The organism is Ottowia thiooxydans (assembly GCF_040548795.1).
GTDB lineage: Bacteria > Pseudomonadota > Gammaproteobacteria > Burkholderiales > Burkholderiaceae_C > Ottowia > Ottowia thiooxydans_A.
In genome coordinates this window covers 91,350-107,029 of record NZ_JBEPSH010000003.1, presented here as the reverse complement: position 1 = coordinate 107,029, position 15,680 = coordinate 91,350, and the positions used below count along the sequence as shown (strand labels likewise).

At 58.9% G+C, this 15,680-nt stretch carries 14 protein-coding genes; 4 read left to right on the top strand and 10 right to left on the bottom strand.

Going from position 1 to position 15,680, the window contains the following annotated elements; all coding sequences use genetic code 11:
- Nucleotides 1–128: 128 nt before the first annotated feature.
- Nucleotides 129–1,514 (bottom strand): glutathione-disulfide reductase, encoded by a 1,386-nt coding sequence (gene gorA, locus ABIE13_RS07410; protein ID WP_354442495.1) that lies wholly within the window; start codon nucleotides 1,512–1,514, stop codon nucleotides 129–131.
- 253 nt (nucleotides 1,515–1,767) lie between these two features.
- Here gorA and ABIE13_RS07405 point away from each other — a divergent pair, with 253 nt between their 5' ends.
- The gene (locus tag ABIE13_RS07405) at nucleotides 1,768–2,130 is read left to right on the top strand and encodes a hypothetical protein (RefSeq protein WP_354442494.1); all 363 of its coding nucleotides are present in this window, start codon (nucleotides 1,768–1,770) and stop codon (nucleotides 2,128–2,130) included.
- A gap of 161 nt (nucleotides 2,131–2,291) precedes the next feature.
- Here ABIE13_RS07405 and ABIE13_RS07400 read toward each other — a convergent pair whose 3' ends face one another.
- Both ABIE13_RS07400 and ABIE13_RS07395 read right to left on the bottom strand, forming a co-directional pair.
- Nucleotides 2,292–3,329 (bottom strand): zinc-binding alcohol dehydrogenase family protein, encoded by a 1,038-nt coding sequence (locus ABIE13_RS07400; protein ID WP_354442493.1) that lies wholly within the window; start codon nucleotides 3,327–3,329, stop codon nucleotides 2,292–2,294.
- A 27-nt stretch (nucleotides 3,330–3,356) separates the two neighbouring features.
- On the bottom strand, nucleotides 3,357–4,475 hold the full coding sequence (locus ABIE13_RS07395) for an alkene reductase (protein WP_354442492.1): 1,119 nt from the start codon (nucleotides 4,473–4,475) through the stop codon (nucleotides 3,357–3,359).
- A gap of 389 nt (nucleotides 4,476–4,864) precedes the next feature.
- On the opposite strand from ABIE13_RS07395, the gene ABIE13_RS07390 reads away from it, so the two are divergent.
- Nucleotides 4,865–5,782: a LysR family transcriptional regulator gene (locus ABIE13_RS07390; RefSeq protein ID WP_354442491.1), complete on the top strand. Its 918-nt coding sequence runs from the start codon at nucleotides 4,865–4,867 to the stop codon at nucleotides 5,780–5,782.
- Between the two features lie 40 nt (nucleotides 5,783–5,822).
- Here the strand turns inward: ABIE13_RS07390 and ABIE13_RS07385 are convergent, their stop codons facing one another.
- On the bottom strand, nucleotides 5,823–7,322 hold the full coding sequence (locus ABIE13_RS07385; protein WP_354442490.1) for a PLP-dependent aminotransferase family protein: 1,500 nt from the start codon (nucleotides 7,320–7,322) through the stop codon (nucleotides 5,823–5,825).
- A 109-nt stretch (nucleotides 7,323–7,431) separates the two neighbouring features.
- Between ABIE13_RS07385 and ABIE13_RS07380 the strand changes: the two genes are divergently transcribed.
- Together ABIE13_RS07380 and ABIE13_RS07375 are read left to right on the top strand one after the other, a co-directional pair.
- A complete protein-coding gene (locus ABIE13_RS07380; protein ID WP_354442489.1) occupies nucleotides 7,432–8,667 on the top strand; it encodes a benzoate/H(+) symporter BenE family transporter in 1,236 nt (411 codons plus the stop codon).
- A complete protein-coding gene (locus ABIE13_RS07375) occupies nucleotides 8,667–9,482 on the top strand; it encodes a YggS family pyridoxal phosphate-dependent enzyme (RefSeq protein ID WP_354442488.1) in 816 nt (271 codons plus the stop codon). The genes ABIE13_RS07380 and ABIE13_RS07375 overlap by 1 nt, the downstream gene beginning before the upstream one ends.
- Nucleotides 9,483–9,549: 67 nt before the next feature.
- On the opposite strand, the gene ABIE13_RS07370 is transcribed toward ABIE13_RS07375, so the two are convergent.
- The 6 genes from ABIE13_RS07370 to fahA form a co-directional block, all read right to left on the bottom strand.
- Nucleotides 9,550–10,230, bottom strand: coding sequence for an ankyrin repeat domain-containing protein (locus ABIE13_RS07370; RefSeq protein WP_436278382.1), 681 nt, complete (start codon nucleotides 10,228–10,230; stop codon nucleotides 9,550–9,552).
- Between the two features lie 137 nt (nucleotides 10,231–10,367).
- A complete protein-coding gene (locus ABIE13_RS07365; protein ID WP_354442487.1) occupies nucleotides 10,368–11,159 on the bottom strand; it encodes a cyclase family protein in 792 nt (263 codons plus the stop codon).
- A 100-nt stretch (nucleotides 11,160–11,259) separates the two neighbouring features.
- Nucleotides 11,260–12,255: a Bug family tripartite tricarboxylate transporter substrate binding protein gene (locus ABIE13_RS07360; RefSeq protein ID WP_354442486.1), complete on the bottom strand. Its 996-nt coding sequence runs from the start codon at nucleotides 12,253–12,255 to the stop codon at nucleotides 11,260–11,262.
- Between the two features lie 55 nt (nucleotides 12,256–12,310).
- Nucleotides 12,311–13,081, bottom strand: a complete 771-nt coding sequence (locus ABIE13_RS07355) for an SDR family NAD(P)-dependent oxidoreductase (protein WP_354442485.1) — start codon at nucleotides 13,079–13,081, stop codon at nucleotides 12,311–12,313.
- A gap of 25 nt (nucleotides 13,082–13,106) precedes the next feature.
- Nucleotides 13,107–14,129, bottom strand: coding sequence for an SMP-30/gluconolactonase/LRE family protein (locus ABIE13_RS07350; protein WP_354442484.1), 1,023 nt, complete (start codon nucleotides 14,127–14,129; stop codon nucleotides 13,107–13,109).
- Complete coding sequence (fahA, locus tag ABIE13_RS07345) at nucleotides 14,126–15,460, bottom strand: fumarylacetoacetase (RefSeq protein ID WP_354442483.1); 1,335 nt, start codon at nucleotides 15,458–15,460, stop codon at nucleotides 14,126–14,128. Before fahA ends, ABIE13_RS07350 begins: the two co-directional genes overlap by 4 nt.
- Nucleotides 15,461–15,680: the final 220 nt, after the last annotated feature.

The following is a 15,680-nucleotide window of genomic DNA, read 5'->3' as shown; positions in this document are numbered from 1 at the left end:
CGTTCGCGCTGAGCCTGTCGAAGCGTCGCACCCGGCTTCGACAAGCTCAGCCCGAACGGGTATTTGTGTGCTTAAGTGAACAGCATTGGGTTTAGAGGGCAAACACGTTTCCAGAACGTGTTTGCAGCTTAAGTCCGCGAGACTTCGCGCATCGTCACGAACTCTTCAGCGCTCGTGGGGTGAATGCCAATGGTGGCGTCGAACTGCGCCTTGGTCGCGCCGCATTTAAGCGCCACTGCGAAACCCTGTACGATTTCGCCCGCGTCGGCTCCCACCATGTGCAGACCCACCACGCGGTCGCTGGCTGCATCAACCACCAGCTTCACCAACGTGCGCTCGCTTCTGCCTGAGAGGGTGTGTTTGAGTGACTTGAAATCGCTACGGAACACCCGGATGGACTCGAACTCCTCGCGAGCTTTCTCTTCAGACAGGCCTACGGTGCCAATAGGCGGGTGCGTGAACACTGCTGTTGGAATCAAATCGTAATCCACAGTGCGGGCAGGTTTGCCAGGAGCTGGGCCGAACAGATGGTCGACCAGTGCCATGGCCTCGGCCAATGCGACTGGCGTCAACTCCAGACGGCCGACTACGTCACCCAGCGCATAAATACTTGGCACGTTGGTGGCAAAGTGCTTGTCCACCCGAATGCTGCCACTTTTTTCCTGTTTAACGTCCAGCTCCGTCAAACCCAGACCCTCAACCCTTGGCTTGCGTCCAGTCGCATAGAGAACCACATCCGCGTCGAGCACCTGACCATCTTCAAGATGGACCTTGCGTGCATTAGCCGAACCTTCTATGCGGGAGACTTCGCTGTGAAGACGCACATCAACACCGGCCTTGCGCATTTCGCTCTGGGTGAAGGCGCGTACTTCGTCGTCGAAACCACGGAGGATCTGGTCGCCCCGATAGAGGAGGGTGACTTCAGCGCCCAGGCCGTGAAAGATGCTGGCCATTTCGCACGCGATGTAGCCTCCGCCCACCACTACAAGGCGCTTGGGAAACTCGGGCAGGTCAAACATGTCGTCGGAAGTGACGGCCAGATCACGCCCGGGAATTTCAGGCACGAAGGGCTCACCGCCGGTGGCAATCAAGATGTTCTTGCTGGTGTGCCGGGTGATCTGGCTGTCAGGATGCGAGACTTCCACGGTGTGGGCGTCGACCAAGCGTGCCCAGCCTTGAAGGCGCTCCACACCACCATTGACCATCAGGCCATCGTAGATGCCGTTCAAACGGGTGATTTCCCTGGCGCGGTTGGTTTTGAGAATTTCCCAGTCCAGTACGGGTGCGCTGGAGATTTTCCAGCCATAGCCTCGAGACTCCTCGAAAGCCTCATGGTAGTGCGCGCCATAGCTGTAGAGCTTCTTCGGAATACAGCCCACATTGACGCAAGTACCGCCCATGGGCCCGCTTTCAGCCATGCCTATTCGCGCACCTCGCTGAGCCGCCATGCGCGCTGCGCGCACGCCCCCGGATCCGCCACCGATGACAAAGAGATCGAAGTCAAACTCCGCCATAGCGGCACCCTCCTGGAAATGAATACCAGGCAAGTGTAGGCAATAGGCCAAATACAAGTGCAGGCATGGTCTTTCTCCTAATGCCTTGCAACGACCTTGCACCGATCTCGCCCATGCCGGGTTTGCTCGCGGAGCAAGGAATGTGAGGAGTTTGGCGTTGTGACGCGGCTCACCCATGCAGAGCAAGTCGATGGGGGCTGTCGCGCAAATTCAGTACATTCCCAGGAATGCACCGGACTGCAACAATCGAAAAATGAAAATATCCAAACCAATTCTTCTAGCCGGCATAGTCATGTTGCCCGTCTGCGGAACGGTGGCGGCTGCGCCCATATATCTATCTTGTGAGTTCAATCATCCCTCGGGCAAGCCCCAGATCTTCAATTTTGCGCTCGATGAGTCTGCGAGCACGTTCGGAGTCTTTGCGCCGAGCACCGGGAGCCAACGAACATCGAAAGGGGTATTTGAAGGCAGCAAAGTGACCTTGAATGAGGGTACCGTCGCATGGGAAGTCGATTTGCCCACACGTGTTGTTATCCGCGACATGAGGATGATCGAAAAAAAGGACAGTGGTAAGTGCAAAGACGTATCTGAAGAGCAGAGCGGCTTTGAGCGGTAAAAGCGGCGCCCGGGAGTACCTTCCGAGGAGACCGCAGTATTCTCAGCAGCCTGCCCGCCGCCTGGAAGGACTGCTGTTGAGAGAGGCGTCTTGATGCAACACCTCCATCCTCGCGTGCGCGTGATCCACGCCTTTCGCGCCCTTGGAACGCAGCCGGTAGCCTATTCAGATACGGCGTCGCTGGCCCAGCCCTCCAGCACGACCTTGCCGCGCGCCTTGCCGGATTCGATCAACGCATGCGCGCTTTTCAGGTTCTCTGCGTTGATGGTGCCGAAGCGTTCAGCCAAGGTGGTGCGAACCAGGCCAGCATCGACCAGCGCTGCCACCTCGTTGAGCAAGCGGTGCTGACCAATCATGTCATCGGTGCCGAACAGCGAGCGAGTGAACATCAGTTCCCAGTGAATAGACACTGCTTTGCGCTTGAATTTGGTCGCGTCCAACACGGCAGGATCATCAATCAGCCCGAACTTGCCTTGTGGGGCAATGGCTTCCACGATTTGCGCGAGGTGGGCCTCGGTCTGCGTGAGGCTGACGATGTAGTCCACGGTGGGAAAACCAATGTGTTTGAGCTCTTGGGCTATCGGTTGGCTGTGGTCGATGACATGGTGGGCGCCAAGCTCTTGAACCCAAGCCTTGGTCTCTGGCCGCGACGCCGTCCCAATGACGGTAAGGCTGGTCAGGCGGCTAGCCAGCTGCGTCATGATGGAGCCGACGCCGCCGGAGGCACCGATGATCAGCAAGGTCTTGTGGCTGGGCTGTTTGCCTGGCGCAATGCCAAGCCGGTCGAACAGCATTTCCCAGGCGGTGATCGCGGTCAGGGGGAGGGCCGCGGCCTGTGCAAAGTCCAGCGATTCAGGCGCGTGACCAACGATGCGTTCGTCCACCAGGTGTAATTCGCTGTTAGTGCCTGGCCGCGCGATCGAACCTGCGTACCACACGCGGTCGCCCGGTTTGAACAGCGTGACCTCCGGTCCCACCGCTTTGACGATGCCGCTGGCATCCCAGCCCAGCACTTTGTAGGCTTGCCCCTCGGCTGGCGCGCTGCTGGCCCGCACCTTGGTGTCGACCGGATTGACCGATACCGCCTTGACCTCGACCAGCAGGTCGCGGCCGCTGGCTATCGGATCGGGCAGAGTGATGTTTATTAGGGCATCGGCCTGGTTGATGGCTTGGGGCTGGGTGTATCCAACGGCTTTCATGGTTGTCCTTAGAGGAATGGAATGAGGTCAGGCAGAAGCTTGAGTGGAATCGCTGGCGTAGTCGCGATAGTCGATATAGCCACGCGCATCTCCCCCGAACAGGGACTTGTGATCAAGCGTAGCAAGCGGCAAATTTTTGGCGAAGCGCGCTGGCAAGTCTGGGTTGGCGACGAAGGGCCGGCCAAAGGCCACGAGGTCGGCCAGGCCCTGGTTCAGAATGTGTTCGGCTCGGTTGATGTTGTACTTTCCGGCCACAATCACGCGGCCCTGGTAAGCGCGGTGCAGCTCGTGGCGAAACGCTTCTGGAATTTGGGGAGCATCATCCCAATCGGCTTCTGCTAGATGAAAATAGGCTAGGCCCATTCCATCCAGTTTTTGCGCCAGGTGCAAGATGGTAGGAATGATTTCCGGGCAGTTCATGTTGCGCTGCGTGATGAACGGCGCCAGCCGGATTCCGGTGCGTTCCACCCCAACTTCACCCGCGACGGCGGCCACCACTTCCTCAACGAACCGGATTCGTCGGTCCACGCTGCCGCCGTATTCGTCGCTGCGGTGGTTGGAGGTGGTGCGCAGGAATTGGTCGAGAAGGTAGCCATTGCCGCCGTGAATCTCGACACCATCGAAGCCTGCGCGCATCGCGTTGGCTGCAGCATGGCGGAAGTCTTCTATAACGGCCCGAATGTCGCCAAGCGTCATTTCCCGCGGCATAGGGCAGTCAACCATGCGACCGATTCCGTCGTCACCCACCACCCACACCTGCGCGTTCGGCGACAGCGCAGAAGGCGCCACCGGCTTACCGTCAGCTTGAAAGCTTGCGTGCGACATGCGACCCACGTGCCAGAGCTGCAGCACCATGCGGCCACCGGCTGCGTGAACGGCGTCAGTCACCTGCCGCCAGCCAGCCACCTGCGCCTCGCTGTAAATGCCAGGAGTGAAGCTGTAGCCCTGACCTTGGCGCGAGATCTGGGTGGCTTCACTGACGATCAGGCCGGCACTTGCGCGCTGAGCGTAATAACGGGCCATCAACTCATTGGGCACATCCCCAGGTTGGCTGCTGCGGCTGCGTGTCATGGGCGCCATCACAATGCGGTTGGGCAGTTGCAGCGGGCCAAGTTGCAAGGGGCGAAACAAGGGCGATGTGGACATGAGGGCTTTCTTTGAAGGTGTTTGAGTGGCTGAACGGGTGCTAGAAATCCTGGCCAGAGGCCGAGGCAAGATCGGCGCTGTAGACATGGTCCTTCAGCAGGCCGGCGTGGTGGTCATAAATGCTCCCGAAACGATGGGTGAATGTTCTCCTGAATGACTACATGAATAAACCACTGCCGGGTTGAAGCCACCTTCAATTGAAATTTGAAAATCTTTTGTTGATTGAGCTTTTTCGCACCGTTCGGCTGATGATCCTTATAGGGAGATCGAAGCGAAACGGTCCGGATTACCAGAGCAACCGCAGACGGGCTCCATTAAAAATGACAACGACCCGCGTGTTTATTCAAAATTATTTTTAGAATAAGTCGCTAACACCCTCGCAGCCACCTATGAAAGCCTTGCAGGATCTCGACATCTTTGTCCGCACAGTGGACACGGGCAGTCTGTCCGCCACCGCACGTGCGCTCGGTCTGACGCCTGCCGCTGCCAGCGCGGCACTCAAGCGGATGGAAGCCGAACTAGGCGTGCCGCTTTTTGTGCGATCTACGCGCAGCCTGCGGCTGACTGAGCAGGGCGAGCGATTTCTGGAACAATGCCGCCCGGCACTGCAAGCGCTGCAACAGGCGAGCCTGGAACTGGCCACCGGAGAGCATGCGCTACGGGGCGTTCTGAAGCTGGCCGCCCCGTCGGATTTTGGTCGCAATGTGCTCTTGCCATGGTTGCACGAATTTCAGCAATTGCACGCTGAGGTAGACATCCGGCTGCAACTGTCGGACCGCATGGCCAATGTCTTCAGTGAGCCGGTCGATGCAGCGTTGCGTTACGGCAAGCCACCGGACTCCAGCCTGGTGGCGCTGCCGATCGCGCCGTCGAATCGGCGAGTCCTCTGTGCCTCTCCTGCCTACTTGGCTCAGCATGGTGAGCCAGCGACACCTGTAGAACTGGCGGAACGCGATTGCCTGTGCTTCATGCTAGGCGAGGATGTGCATGACCGCTGGCGTTTTTCGCGAGCAGACGAAGCTGAGATTGCTGTGCGCGTCAGGAGTGCCAATGTGTCCAATGACGGTGATGTGGTCAGGCGCTGGGCGCTGCTGGGCAAGGGCATTGCCTACAAGGCCGGGTTCGACGTGGCCGAGGATCTGGTTGAAGGAAGGCTTCGAGCCCTGTGTACAGACTGGAGCACCGAGGCAGCGCCGCTTTACCTCGTATTGCCGAGCAGGCGCCAACTCACGCCGTTGCTTCGCTGTCTGCGCGACTTTATTGCGCTTCGAACGGCGAGGGTAGAGCTGCCGGCCAAGCAGGGGTGAGGAACTCATGAAGGCTCCGTCTCGCACGTTGCAAGTTCGCTTACCCGCACATTGCGCGCAGCACGTCTGCTAGCTTCCGGACCGCGATTTCCAGTTCATGAGGTGCATGCGGAGCGAATCCCATCAGGAAACCCGTTTCATGGTGATCCGACGCATGCAGTGGCGTCAACCCCAGCAAGTCAATTCCCGCCTGGCGCGCTGATTCCACGGCCTCGCGCTCGGGGATGTCGCGAACAAAAATGCAGGGCATTTGCATGCCACCGGCTGGAACTCGTGGCTCCACGAAGTCAGCCAGATGATCTCGCACCAGTCGCGCCAGCACGTCACGGCGTTGCGCATACAAGGCACGCATACTGCGCACATGGGCGCCGAAGTGGCCGCCTTCGATAAAACGCGCGAGCGTGAGTTGCGCAATAGGTGCGCTGTGACCGTCAAGTAATGTGCGGGCGACGGTCATGGGCTCCACCAGCTGGGGCGGCAGCAGCATATAACCAATTCGCAGGCCAGGGAAAAGCGACTTGGTGAAGGTGCCGATGTAGATCGTCCGCTCGTGTGGATCCAGGCCCTGCACGCAGGCTGTGGGTTTGCCTGCGTAGTGAAACTCGCTGTCGTAGTCATCTTCGATGATCCAGCCCTGGTGCTCCCTTGCCCATTCGATGATGGCCAGTCTTCGGTCCAATGCCAGAGTGACACCCGTTGGAAACTGATGTGATGGCGTCAGAAACACCGCCCTGGCCGCCTCAGTCGGGACCTTGGATGCCTTGAGCAGCCGGTCTACACGAAGCCCATCGTGGTCCAGTGGCACTGGCACGCATTCCAGTCCAGCGGCATCGAACGCTTTACGGGCACCGTGGTACACGGGGTCTTCTATGAAGATCCGCTCGGCAGCGTCGAGCAGTACTGTGGCGCACAGCGTCAGCGCCTGCTGGGAGCTGGTCAGTACAAGAATTCGATCTGGTGAGGCGCGCGCCCCGCGTTCGAGATTGAGGTAATCAGCGATCGCCCTGCGCAGTGTCTCCATGCCCTGAGGCGGGCTGTGCAGCAGCGCCAGGCTTGCGTACTCCTTCAGGACCTGCCGTTGCAACCGCTCCCAGGTCTGGAGCGGAAAGCTGCGCGTTTCAGGCACGCCAGGCGCGAAAGGGCGGGGAGTCAGAAAGTCGCGCACGCCTCCGCTCTGGAGAATGGCCTTGCCACGCTCGCTGAGGCGCAGGACAGTCTTGCGACCCGTGTCCGCACGCCGCCGCAGGCCGCGCCCCTGTAGGCGCTGAGCTCGCTCTGAGACAAAGCTGCCGCTACCCACCCTGCGTTCAATAAACCCTTCTGCATGCAACTGGCTGTAGGCCGACTCGACGGTGTCCCGGGAAACCTCGAGTGACTTCGCCAAGACTCGCGACGCAGGCAAGGCTTTGCCTACATCGAGTGCTCCGTTGAGAATCAGCTCTCGAAGGGCCCGTTGCAGACGAACATACGTAGGCAAGGCACCGTGGGCCGGATCGGCGATCCAGGCTTTGACTGACTCAAGCTGGGCATGCTTAAACAAATGGTTGGTACCTCATCCATGAATTGGTAGGGGGAATCATGCCATTTTAAATTTATAAACAAGACTCCTTAAGCCTGTTCCACGATTTGTGAGAGGTCAACGCCCAGCCATGTCATTCTTCCCCTCGCTTTCGACCTCTCGCAGGGGCGATCTTGCCCATCCCGTGCTGGCCGGGCTCATTTCTGTCATCGTGAACTACGGAGGCACCTTCATCCTGGTCTTCCAGGCTGCCAAAGTGGCTGGCCTAAGTCCCGAGCTGACTGCCTCCTGGGTCTGGTCCATTTCTATTGGGGTGGGCGTGACGGGAATCATCTTGAGCTGGATGTCCCGCGAGCCGATCATCACAGCGTGGTCTACGCCGGCAGCGGCTTTCCTTGTCACCGCATTGGCTACCACTACTCATGCCGAAGCCATAGGCGCGTTCATGATTTCAGCCGCGGCTTTTGTGGTGTTGGGACTTTCGGGTTGGTTCGAACGCGTCATTCGTCTCATTCCCCCGGGTGTCGCAGCCGGGCTGCTGGCCGGAATCCTGCTCCAGTTCGGCATAGGGGCCTTCGGTGGCATGAGCCTCGACCCGTTGCTGGCCGGTCTGTTGATCCTCGCCTACTTGGTGCTCAAGCGGTTCTCGGCTCGCTATGCGATCGTGGGCATTCTGGGGGTGGGATTGGCCTTCTTGCTTACCCAGGATCGCGTCAACCTCTCGGGGTTAAGGCTGACGTTGGCCGCGCCGATTTTTACGATGCCTGTGTTTTCGCTCAACGCCCTGCTGAGCGTAGCACTGCCCTTGTTCCTCATCACCTTGACGGGCCAATATATGCCCGGCATGTTGGTGCTGCGCAATGACGGCTTCAAGATGAGCGCCAACCCCATCGTGACCATCACTGGCCTTGGTTCGTTGCTGATGGCGCCTTTCGGCTCCCACGCGTTCAACATCGCCGCGATCACAGCTGCCATCTGTACGGGCCGAGAAGCCCATGAAGACCCGTCCAAGCGATGGATCGCCGGAATCGCCGCAGGCGTGTTCTACATCCTGGTGGGCGTTTTTGGGGTCACGCTGGCCGCTGTCTTCATGTCTTTTCCGTCCACGTTCATCACCACTTTGGCGGGCCTCGCTCTGCTGGGCACCATCGGTGGCAGTCTCGCAAATGCAATGGCCGACGCCAGGACTCGCGAAGCTGCGTTGATCACCTTCCTGGCCGCTGCTGCCAATATCAAGCTGCTGGGTATCGGCGGCGCATTTTGGGGGTTGGTCTTTGGACTGTTGGCTTATGCACTCCTTAACGGCCATCTACCGCGCAAAGCAGTCGCGTTGGCGGCAACGCCGTTCAGCAAAAAGGTGAGCTGATGCCAGAGTCGTCAAGCACGCAGACCTTTCACAAAGCGCATGGCTTATATCCTGAACCCAGCTCGGTGGACGATTTTCGGCGCAACCTTGCAGCCGTGCAGACGCGCATCGCAGCTGCATGCCATCGTGCAGGGCGTGACCCACAAACGGTGCGGCTATTGCCAGTCAGTAAAACCAAGCCCGAATCCAGCCTGCGCCTGGCCTACGCAGCGGGGTGCCGGATGCTAGGGGAGAACAAGGTGCAGGAAGCCCACGGCAAGTGGGAGAAGATGCAAGATCTTCCCGATCTGCAGTGGGCGGTGATTGGCCATCTGCAAACCAACAAGGCCAAGCTGGTAGCCCGCTTCGCTTCTGAATTTCAGGCTCTGGACAGCCTTCGCGTAGCCGAGGCGCTGGATCGTCGCTTGCAAGCCGAAGGGCGCTCGCTGGATGTATTCGTTCAAGTCAATACCTCTGGTGAGGCCAGCAAATACGGTTTGGTTCCTGAGGAAGTGCCTGGCTTCATTCAATATCTTCCCGCTTTCACAGCGCTGCGCGTGCGCGGCCTGATGACCTTGGCACTTTTTTCCAAGGATGCTGGGCGAGTGCGGAAGTGCTTCGTGCTTCTGCGCGGTCTGCGCGACCGTTTGCGGCAGAGCGCACCTGCAGGCGTGAATTTGGACGAATTGTCGATGGGCATGTCTGGCGATTTCGAGATCGCCATCGAGGAAGGCGCGTCTGTGGTCAGGGTAGGTCAGGCCCTATTTGGTGCGCGGCCTATGCCAGACAGCCACTATTGGCCTGGCGAGCCCGGCCCGGAAAATTCTCGACGATGAAAATCACTCGGAGTGTTGACCAGTAAGAGTGTGACGTGCGGAGAAGTCGGTTGAACCCATGAATTCGTCAGCGAGCTGGCGCAGAGCTAATAATCGCCTCGATGGCCTTATAGCTGTAACCGCGCTCGCGTGCGTGTTGCAAAGGCGTCACGCCCGCGCCATCTGCCAGATTCACGTTAGCTCCTGCATTGACCAGCAAGCGGACAATCTGCTGGTGCCTCTCACCTCCGTCGCTCAGGACGATCGCTTCCAAAAGCGCCGTCCACCCCAGTCTGTTCACGTGATCGAGGTCGACACCGGCTTCGATAAGTGTTCGCACGGTTTCGACGTGACCTCGTTCGGCGGCCGGGATCAGGGCAGTGCCGCCATAACGGTTGGTGCTCTTCAAATCGGCCCCGTGCGCAAGTGTCATCTTGAGAATTTCAAGGTGTCCACGGGCACCAGCGTATAGGTAGGGACTGTCGCTGATCTGATCCTTGGCATTGACGTCCGCGCCAGCATCGATCAGCGCCTTGGCGGCTTCGATCTGATTGGCGTGCGTAGCCACGAGCAGCGCCGTAGCGCCGGTGCTGTCACGTGCCTCGAGACTGGCTCCCTCAGACAGCAGTTTGCGCACTGCCGCTACGTCGCCTTGTTTGGCTGCAGTATGCAGGGCAGGGGTTGGAGTATTTCCTTGAGCTGTTGCCGCTAGCGGGATGATTGGGAGCATCGTCAGCGATAGATGCCTCAGTAGAGATCGACGTTGCATACCTTTCCTCCAAAGCAGTTGGCATGCATTGTAAGAACCTGTTTGCGATCTATGGCTAATCTGTGGTCACAGTAGTAACGAAACGCGCACATGACATGAACACCATCGCAGCCAAACGTTGCGGCAGCAGGCGTAGTTCACTCACCGAAGAAAATGGCGACAGCTCGTGTCCACCCGGCTGAGGCGGCGCGAATCTTGTGCGGAAAGCAGGAGATATGAAAACCGGTTGCTGGCAGAGATTCCAGGTTGTGAAGCTTCTCAAGATGGCAATAGCCGATGTCCCGGCCAGCTTTGTGACCCTCCCAGATCACGCTGGCGTCTTTTGACGCAGCGTATTTTTCCGCAGTGTAGACAAAGGGCGCGTCCCAGCTCCAGCCATCTGTGCCTGTCACGCGAATGCCACGTTCCAGCAAGTACATGGTCGCCTCATAGCCCATTCCGCACCCGGATGTCACGTAATCCGATGAACCATAACGCGTCCCCGCTCTGGTGTTGATCACCACGATCTCCATGGGGCTGAGGGTGTGGCCGATGCGCTGCAGCTCGGCTTCCACATCCGCTGCCTGCACCACATACCCGTCCGCGAAATGGCGGAAATCCAGCTTGACGCCCGGTTGAAAGCACCACTCCAGCGGCACCTCGTGAATGGTCATTGACGGCTGGCTGTCGCCAAGCTTGCCGTCCATCGTGGAATGAAAGTGGTAGGGCGCATCAAGGTGCGTGCCGTTGTGTGTCGTCAGCGAAATTTTTTCCAAGGCCCAGCCCTCGCCGTCAGGCAGGTCGCCGGGCTGCAGGCCAGGAAAAAATGCAGTGGCCTCGTCCAGGGTGTCTTTGTGGGTCAGGTAGTTGATCTTCGGCGCGTAGGCGGGCGGGTCCGACACTACATCGTTTTCGAGAAAGATCGAGAGGTCCACAAAACGTGGTTTCATCAATCGGGGATCCATGTGGGGCTTCCTATAGCGCTCGATAAAGGCAAGTCCGGTCAACCGCCATTGCGAGGTTTAACCGGACGGGGAGGGCGCAATGCGCTTATTCGGCCTTGATGTCGTAATCCTTGACGACCTTGGCCCAAGCTTTCGCATCCTCTGCCATAAAAGCCTGGAATTCACGGATGGAGCCACCCGCGGGGACCAAGCCCAAGTCGGTCAGGCGCTTGCGAAACTCTTCGGAATCGATGATCTGCTGCGAGATGCCTGCAATTTTGTTGATGACCGCTGCGGGGGTGCCTTTGGCGGCCAAAATGCCATGCCAGGAATCACCAACAAAGCCGGGGTACACGTCTGCAATCGGCGGTACGCCCGGCAGGGCTGCCACGCTTTTCAGCGAAGACACGCCTAGGGCGCGCAGCTTGCCGGCCTTGAGCTGGCCCATCGCAGTGGTGCTCGGTTCAAACGACACATCCACATTACCGTTCATCACATCAATCAGGCCGCCATCTTTGTAGGGCACGTGGGTCATGCTGATTCCGGCGGAACTCAGAAAACGCGCCATCGCCACATGGGTGGAGATGCCTATGCCATAGCTAGCGTAATTCATCTTGCCTGGCTTTTCCTTGCCGGCTTGCACCAGCTGCTGAACAGACTTAATGGGCGAATTGGCAGATACCACCAGCACCAGAGGCACAGACAAGATGCGGCTCACGGGCATCAAATCTTCAGCCTTATAGGGCAAGTTTTTGTAGATATAGGGGTTGATTGATGTGGTGTTGGACACCGTATACAGCAGGGTGTAGCCATCAGCAGGCGCTGCCAGCACAGCCTGTGTGCCGATGATGGTGGCGGCGCCCGGTTTGTTGTCAATGATGACCGGCTGGCCAACGGCCTTCGAAAGCTGTTCTCCCCACAAGCGGGAGATCACGTCAGGCGAGCTGCCGGCGCCAAAGGGCACGACAACACGGATCGGCTTGTCCGGGAAGGCACCTTGCGCCCAACTTGCGCCCGCAACGGCCAAGCCTGCGATCACCGCAAGGGCTGAACGCCGGGTTGAGGTCAGTGCTGCGAAATTTGAACTCTTGACTGTTTTCATGCTTGTCTCCTGTTGTATGTCTATGGGTCAGAAAGGGGAACGCAAGGAATGGGACTCATGCGGATGCAACTTCACCAGCTCCGCCAAAAGCGGACCAGCCTCCATCGACCGGCAGTACGACGCCGGTGATATAGCTGGCGGCATCTGATAGCAGAAAGCTGGCAGCGGATGTGACTTCATGAACCTTGCCGAAACGGGCCAAAGGCGTGCGGCCTTCCAGCCGTGCAACGTCAATTTTTTTGTCCGCCTTGAGTTGCGCGACCATGGGGGTGTCAATGTAGGCCGGCGCGATCGCGTTCACACGTACCGATGAGCCACCCCACTCGCATGCAAGGGTGCGCGTCAGGTGGGCGACGGCGGCCTTCGCCGGGCCGTAAGCATGGCGGCGCGGTGCGGCACCTAAGCCTTGGATCGATGACACATTGACAATGGCGCCTGAACGCTGGGCGAGCAAAATGCGCCCCACGGCACGGCAAGCCAGGAAGGTACCGCGAAGATTGATGTCCACGATTTTTTGCCAGGTGTCAATGTCGATGTCTACTGCTCTGGCGACTTGGTCGGCTACCCCTGCGCAATGAAACATGCCGTCAATACCATCCATGGCGCGCTCAGCGCATGCGGCCAGCGCTTCGCAGTCGGCTTCTATAGTCACATCGCAGGCGGCAACGCCTGCAGCGTCAACGTCTTTGCCAGCTTTATGAAGGGCTGGCCCCTGCAAGTCTGCCAAAAACACCAGGGCGCCCGCCCTACGGAACGCTTGAGCAGCGCCATAACCGATGCCGCTGGAGGCTCCGGTGACGATGAGCTTTTTGCCGTTGAGGTTCATATTTTTCGCGTCTTTGCGTGCTCGTTTATTTCCAATGAACCATCGGCAGGCCCGCCACGGGCGACCGGAAGCTGGGGATGCGTGAGCCACGCAAGTGACCAAGGTACGCGGTCTTGAGATCTGGTCCGCCGAAAGTCACGCTCGCTAGCCAGGGCGCCACCTTTCCGCCGGCTTTTTCCAGCGTTGAAAACGGCATCGGTTTTCCGGTTGCGAAATCGGACTCGAACTGGGCGGTTGCGGACGGGTCGCCGTCTTCAAACAGCGTGAGTGCATCGCCTTCCGGCGTGATGGCAACCAGCCGGTCTGCAAAAATCATGGTGCACCAGAGGTTACCGAAACTGTCAAAGGTGATTCCGTCGATCAGCCCGGTGCCCAGGCTGCTGGGTCCATACACTTCTCTGTTGGTGAGTGAACCATCGGGGTGTACACGCAGGCGGCTGACACGTTTGGCGGTGGTCTCTGCGACGTAGAGGAATTCTTCCTTCGCGTCCAGACGTATCTCGTTGGTAAACGAGAAACCATCGGCCACAATTCGCAGCCCCTTCTCGTCCAACAGGCAGATGTAGCCGTCTTGCAAGCTTGAGCGCAGCGCGTCGCTCCATGGGTTGATACGTGTAGACACTGTGATCCAGACTCGGTTGCGCGAATCACGCAGCACGAAATTGACCTTGCCCATGGGTTTGCCGTCCAGGCTGTTGAAGAGCAGCTTGTATTCGCCCTTGCGTGTCATCAGCTCCAGGGCGTCGGTGCCAAAATTCGATATCAGGATGTCGCCGTTTTCAGCAAACGCCAGTCCGTTCGGCAGGGTTCCCTGCAGCAGGCTGGTTTTGGCATCGGTTTTCAGGTCAAAGTGCTTGTCGGCTTTTGGGGCGACGAGTGTTTGTGTGCCATCCGGGTCTATGCGCATCACGCCGCCCCGCGCGTCAGCCGCCCACAGCGTGCCATTACGTTCGGCCAGAATGCACTCGGGGCGCTGCAGATCATGGCCGATCCACGTGATGGCCTCACGGTCTAGCTGCCAACCGCGCAGGGGATTAGGGGGTTTCATGTTGCTGCTCCGTTCTTGTTGCTGTCTACCGGCGTGACCAGACCTGTGCATTCGCCAAATCCCACTCGGTAGCCTTGTCCTTGCGCCCAAGCCGTCAATGCCACTTCGTCACCGTCCTCGAGATACAGCCGGGTGCCTCCGTGTTCAAGGGCGATTGCTTGCTGCCCATCACGCGTTGCTTCATATAGGCAACCCTGCGCGTTCGGGCCGCTGGCACTGACCGTTCCGGTGGCTAGGAGGTCACCCGGCATCAGATTGCAGCCGGTGCTGGTATGGTGCGCCACCTGCTGCGCAAAGCTCCAGTAGAGAGCCTGGAGGTTGCTTCGGCAAACCACGGACGGTTTGGCGTGGTCCTTGGGCTTGATCGATGCTTGCATGTGCACGTTGAAGTTGCGCTGGCCTTTCTGGTTGAGATAGGCAAGTGGCGGCGGCGTCTGTTCAGGTCCGTCCGTGCGGAATGGCTCCAGCGCATCGAAGGTGACGATCCACGGCGATATGCTGGTGCGATGACTTTTGGACACGAACACGCCCAAGGGCTGCGCCTCCCAGGCCTGGACATCACGCGTACTCCAGTCGTTGAGCAGCACCACGCCAAACATGTGCGCATCTGCATGGGCTATGCCGACCGTGCTGCCTAGTTCATTGCCGCGCCCGACCACGATGGCGGCTTCGAGCTCGAAGTCGAGCTTGGCTGTTGGCTGGTAGACAGGTGCCGCCTGGCCTTCGTTAAGCACCTGCCCGCGTGGTCGTTTGACGGGCGTTCCGCTCAGCACAACAGAGCTCGCGCGGCCGTTGTAGGCCATGGGCAAGTAAGTCCAATTGCGCCAGAGCTGCCCGGCGGCAGCGCCACCCACGATGTCCACGCAGTTGAGCGAATGCTCGCGTGACAGCATGAAGTCGCTGAAACCGCCGACGGCAATCGGCATGTGCAGCTTAACCGAGGTCATGGCATGCAACACCTTCGCACGCAGCGCCACATCGTCCCGAAGGATGGGGTTGTCATGGCGCAGCAGTTGGCTGACACGCGTGCGAACTTCGGTGGTCGCTTCGCGGCCCAATGCAATGAAGTCGTTAAGGACAGGGCGTGCGAACAGGCTGGCGCCTGCGTTGGACGCTGAAGTTTTAAGCAGTCCCGACGACTCAAGCGCTTGCAGGTCCACCACCATTTCTCCGATCGCTACACCCGCACGAGGGCTGTCGCCGTCGGTGCTGAAGATGCCAAAGGGAAGGTTCTGGATTGGGAAGTGGGACTCGGGGGCCACTTCGAGAAAGGACCGCAATGTCGGATCGTTGGGATGCATTCCTGCCACCTGGTTTGGGTTAACACTCATCAGGCGTTTGGATACGACCGAGAAGCGAACAAATCTGGATCGCAATCTTATTTATTTATACGTATGTCTAAATAGGTGCTTACCCTTGCGCTATTCAACCTAGAAACGGCAGTTGACCGCTTTTGATCGTCGTGAAACCTGCATGAGGACTAGTTTTTTTACTCCGATGACGTTCAGCTGTTGGGTGAGAGCGCTACGCACCCGATCAGGCCGCCCTCGG

What these genes read in the sequence shown, in the direction of transcription:
- ABIE13_RS07370 (WP_436278382.1), bottom strand. Translation starts at nt 10,230, where the DNA reads ATGCAACGTCGATCTCTACTGAGGCATCTATCGCTGACGATGCTCCCA.
- ABIE13_RS07395 (WP_354442492.1), bottom strand. Translation starts at nt 4,475, where the DNA reads ATGTCCACATCGCCCTTGTTTCGCCCCTTGCAACTTGGCCCGCTGCAA.
- fahA (WP_354442483.1), bottom strand. Translation starts at nt 15,460, where the DNA reads ATGAGTGTTAACCCAAACCAGGTGGCAGGAATGCATCCCAACGATCCG.
- ABIE13_RS07400 (WP_354442493.1), bottom strand. Translation starts at nt 3,329, where the DNA reads ATGAAAGCCGTTGGATACACCCAGCCCCAAGCCATCAACCAGGCCGAT.
- ABIE13_RS07390 (WP_354442491.1), top strand. Translation starts at nt 4,865, where the DNA reads ATGAAAGCCTTGCAGGATCTCGACATCTTTGTCCGCACAGTGGACACG.
- ABIE13_RS07360 (WP_354442486.1), bottom strand. Translation starts at nt 12,255, where the DNA reads ATGAAAACAGTCAAGAGTTCAAATTTCGCAGCACTGACCTCAACCCGG.
- ABIE13_RS07375 (WP_354442488.1), top strand. Translation starts at nt 8,667, where the DNA reads ATGCCAGAGTCGTCAAGCACGCAGACCTTTCACAAAGCGCATGGCTTA.
- ABIE13_RS07365 (WP_354442487.1), bottom strand. Translation starts at nt 11,159, where the DNA reads ATGAAACCACGTTTTGTGGACCTCTCGATCTTTCTCGAAAACGATGTA.
- ABIE13_RS07405 (WP_354442494.1), top strand. Translation starts at nt 1,768, where the DNA reads ATGAAAATATCCAAACCAATTCTTCTAGCCGGCATAGTCATGTTGCCC.
- ABIE13_RS07380 (WP_354442489.1), top strand. Translation starts at nt 7,432, where the DNA reads ATGTCATTCTTCCCCTCGCTTTCGACCTCTCGCAGGGGCGATCTTGCC.
- ABIE13_RS07350 (WP_354442484.1), bottom strand. Translation starts at nt 14,129, where the DNA reads ATGAAACCCCCTAATCCCCTGCGCGGTTGGCAGCTAGACCGTGAGGCC.
- ABIE13_RS07355 (WP_354442485.1), bottom strand. Translation starts at nt 13,081, where the DNA reads ATGAACCTCAACGGCAAAAAGCTCATCGTCACCGGAGCCTCCAGCGGC.
- gorA (WP_354442495.1), bottom strand. Translation starts at nt 1,514, where the DNA reads ATGGCGGAGTTTGACTTCGATCTCTTTGTCATCGGTGGCGGATCCGGG.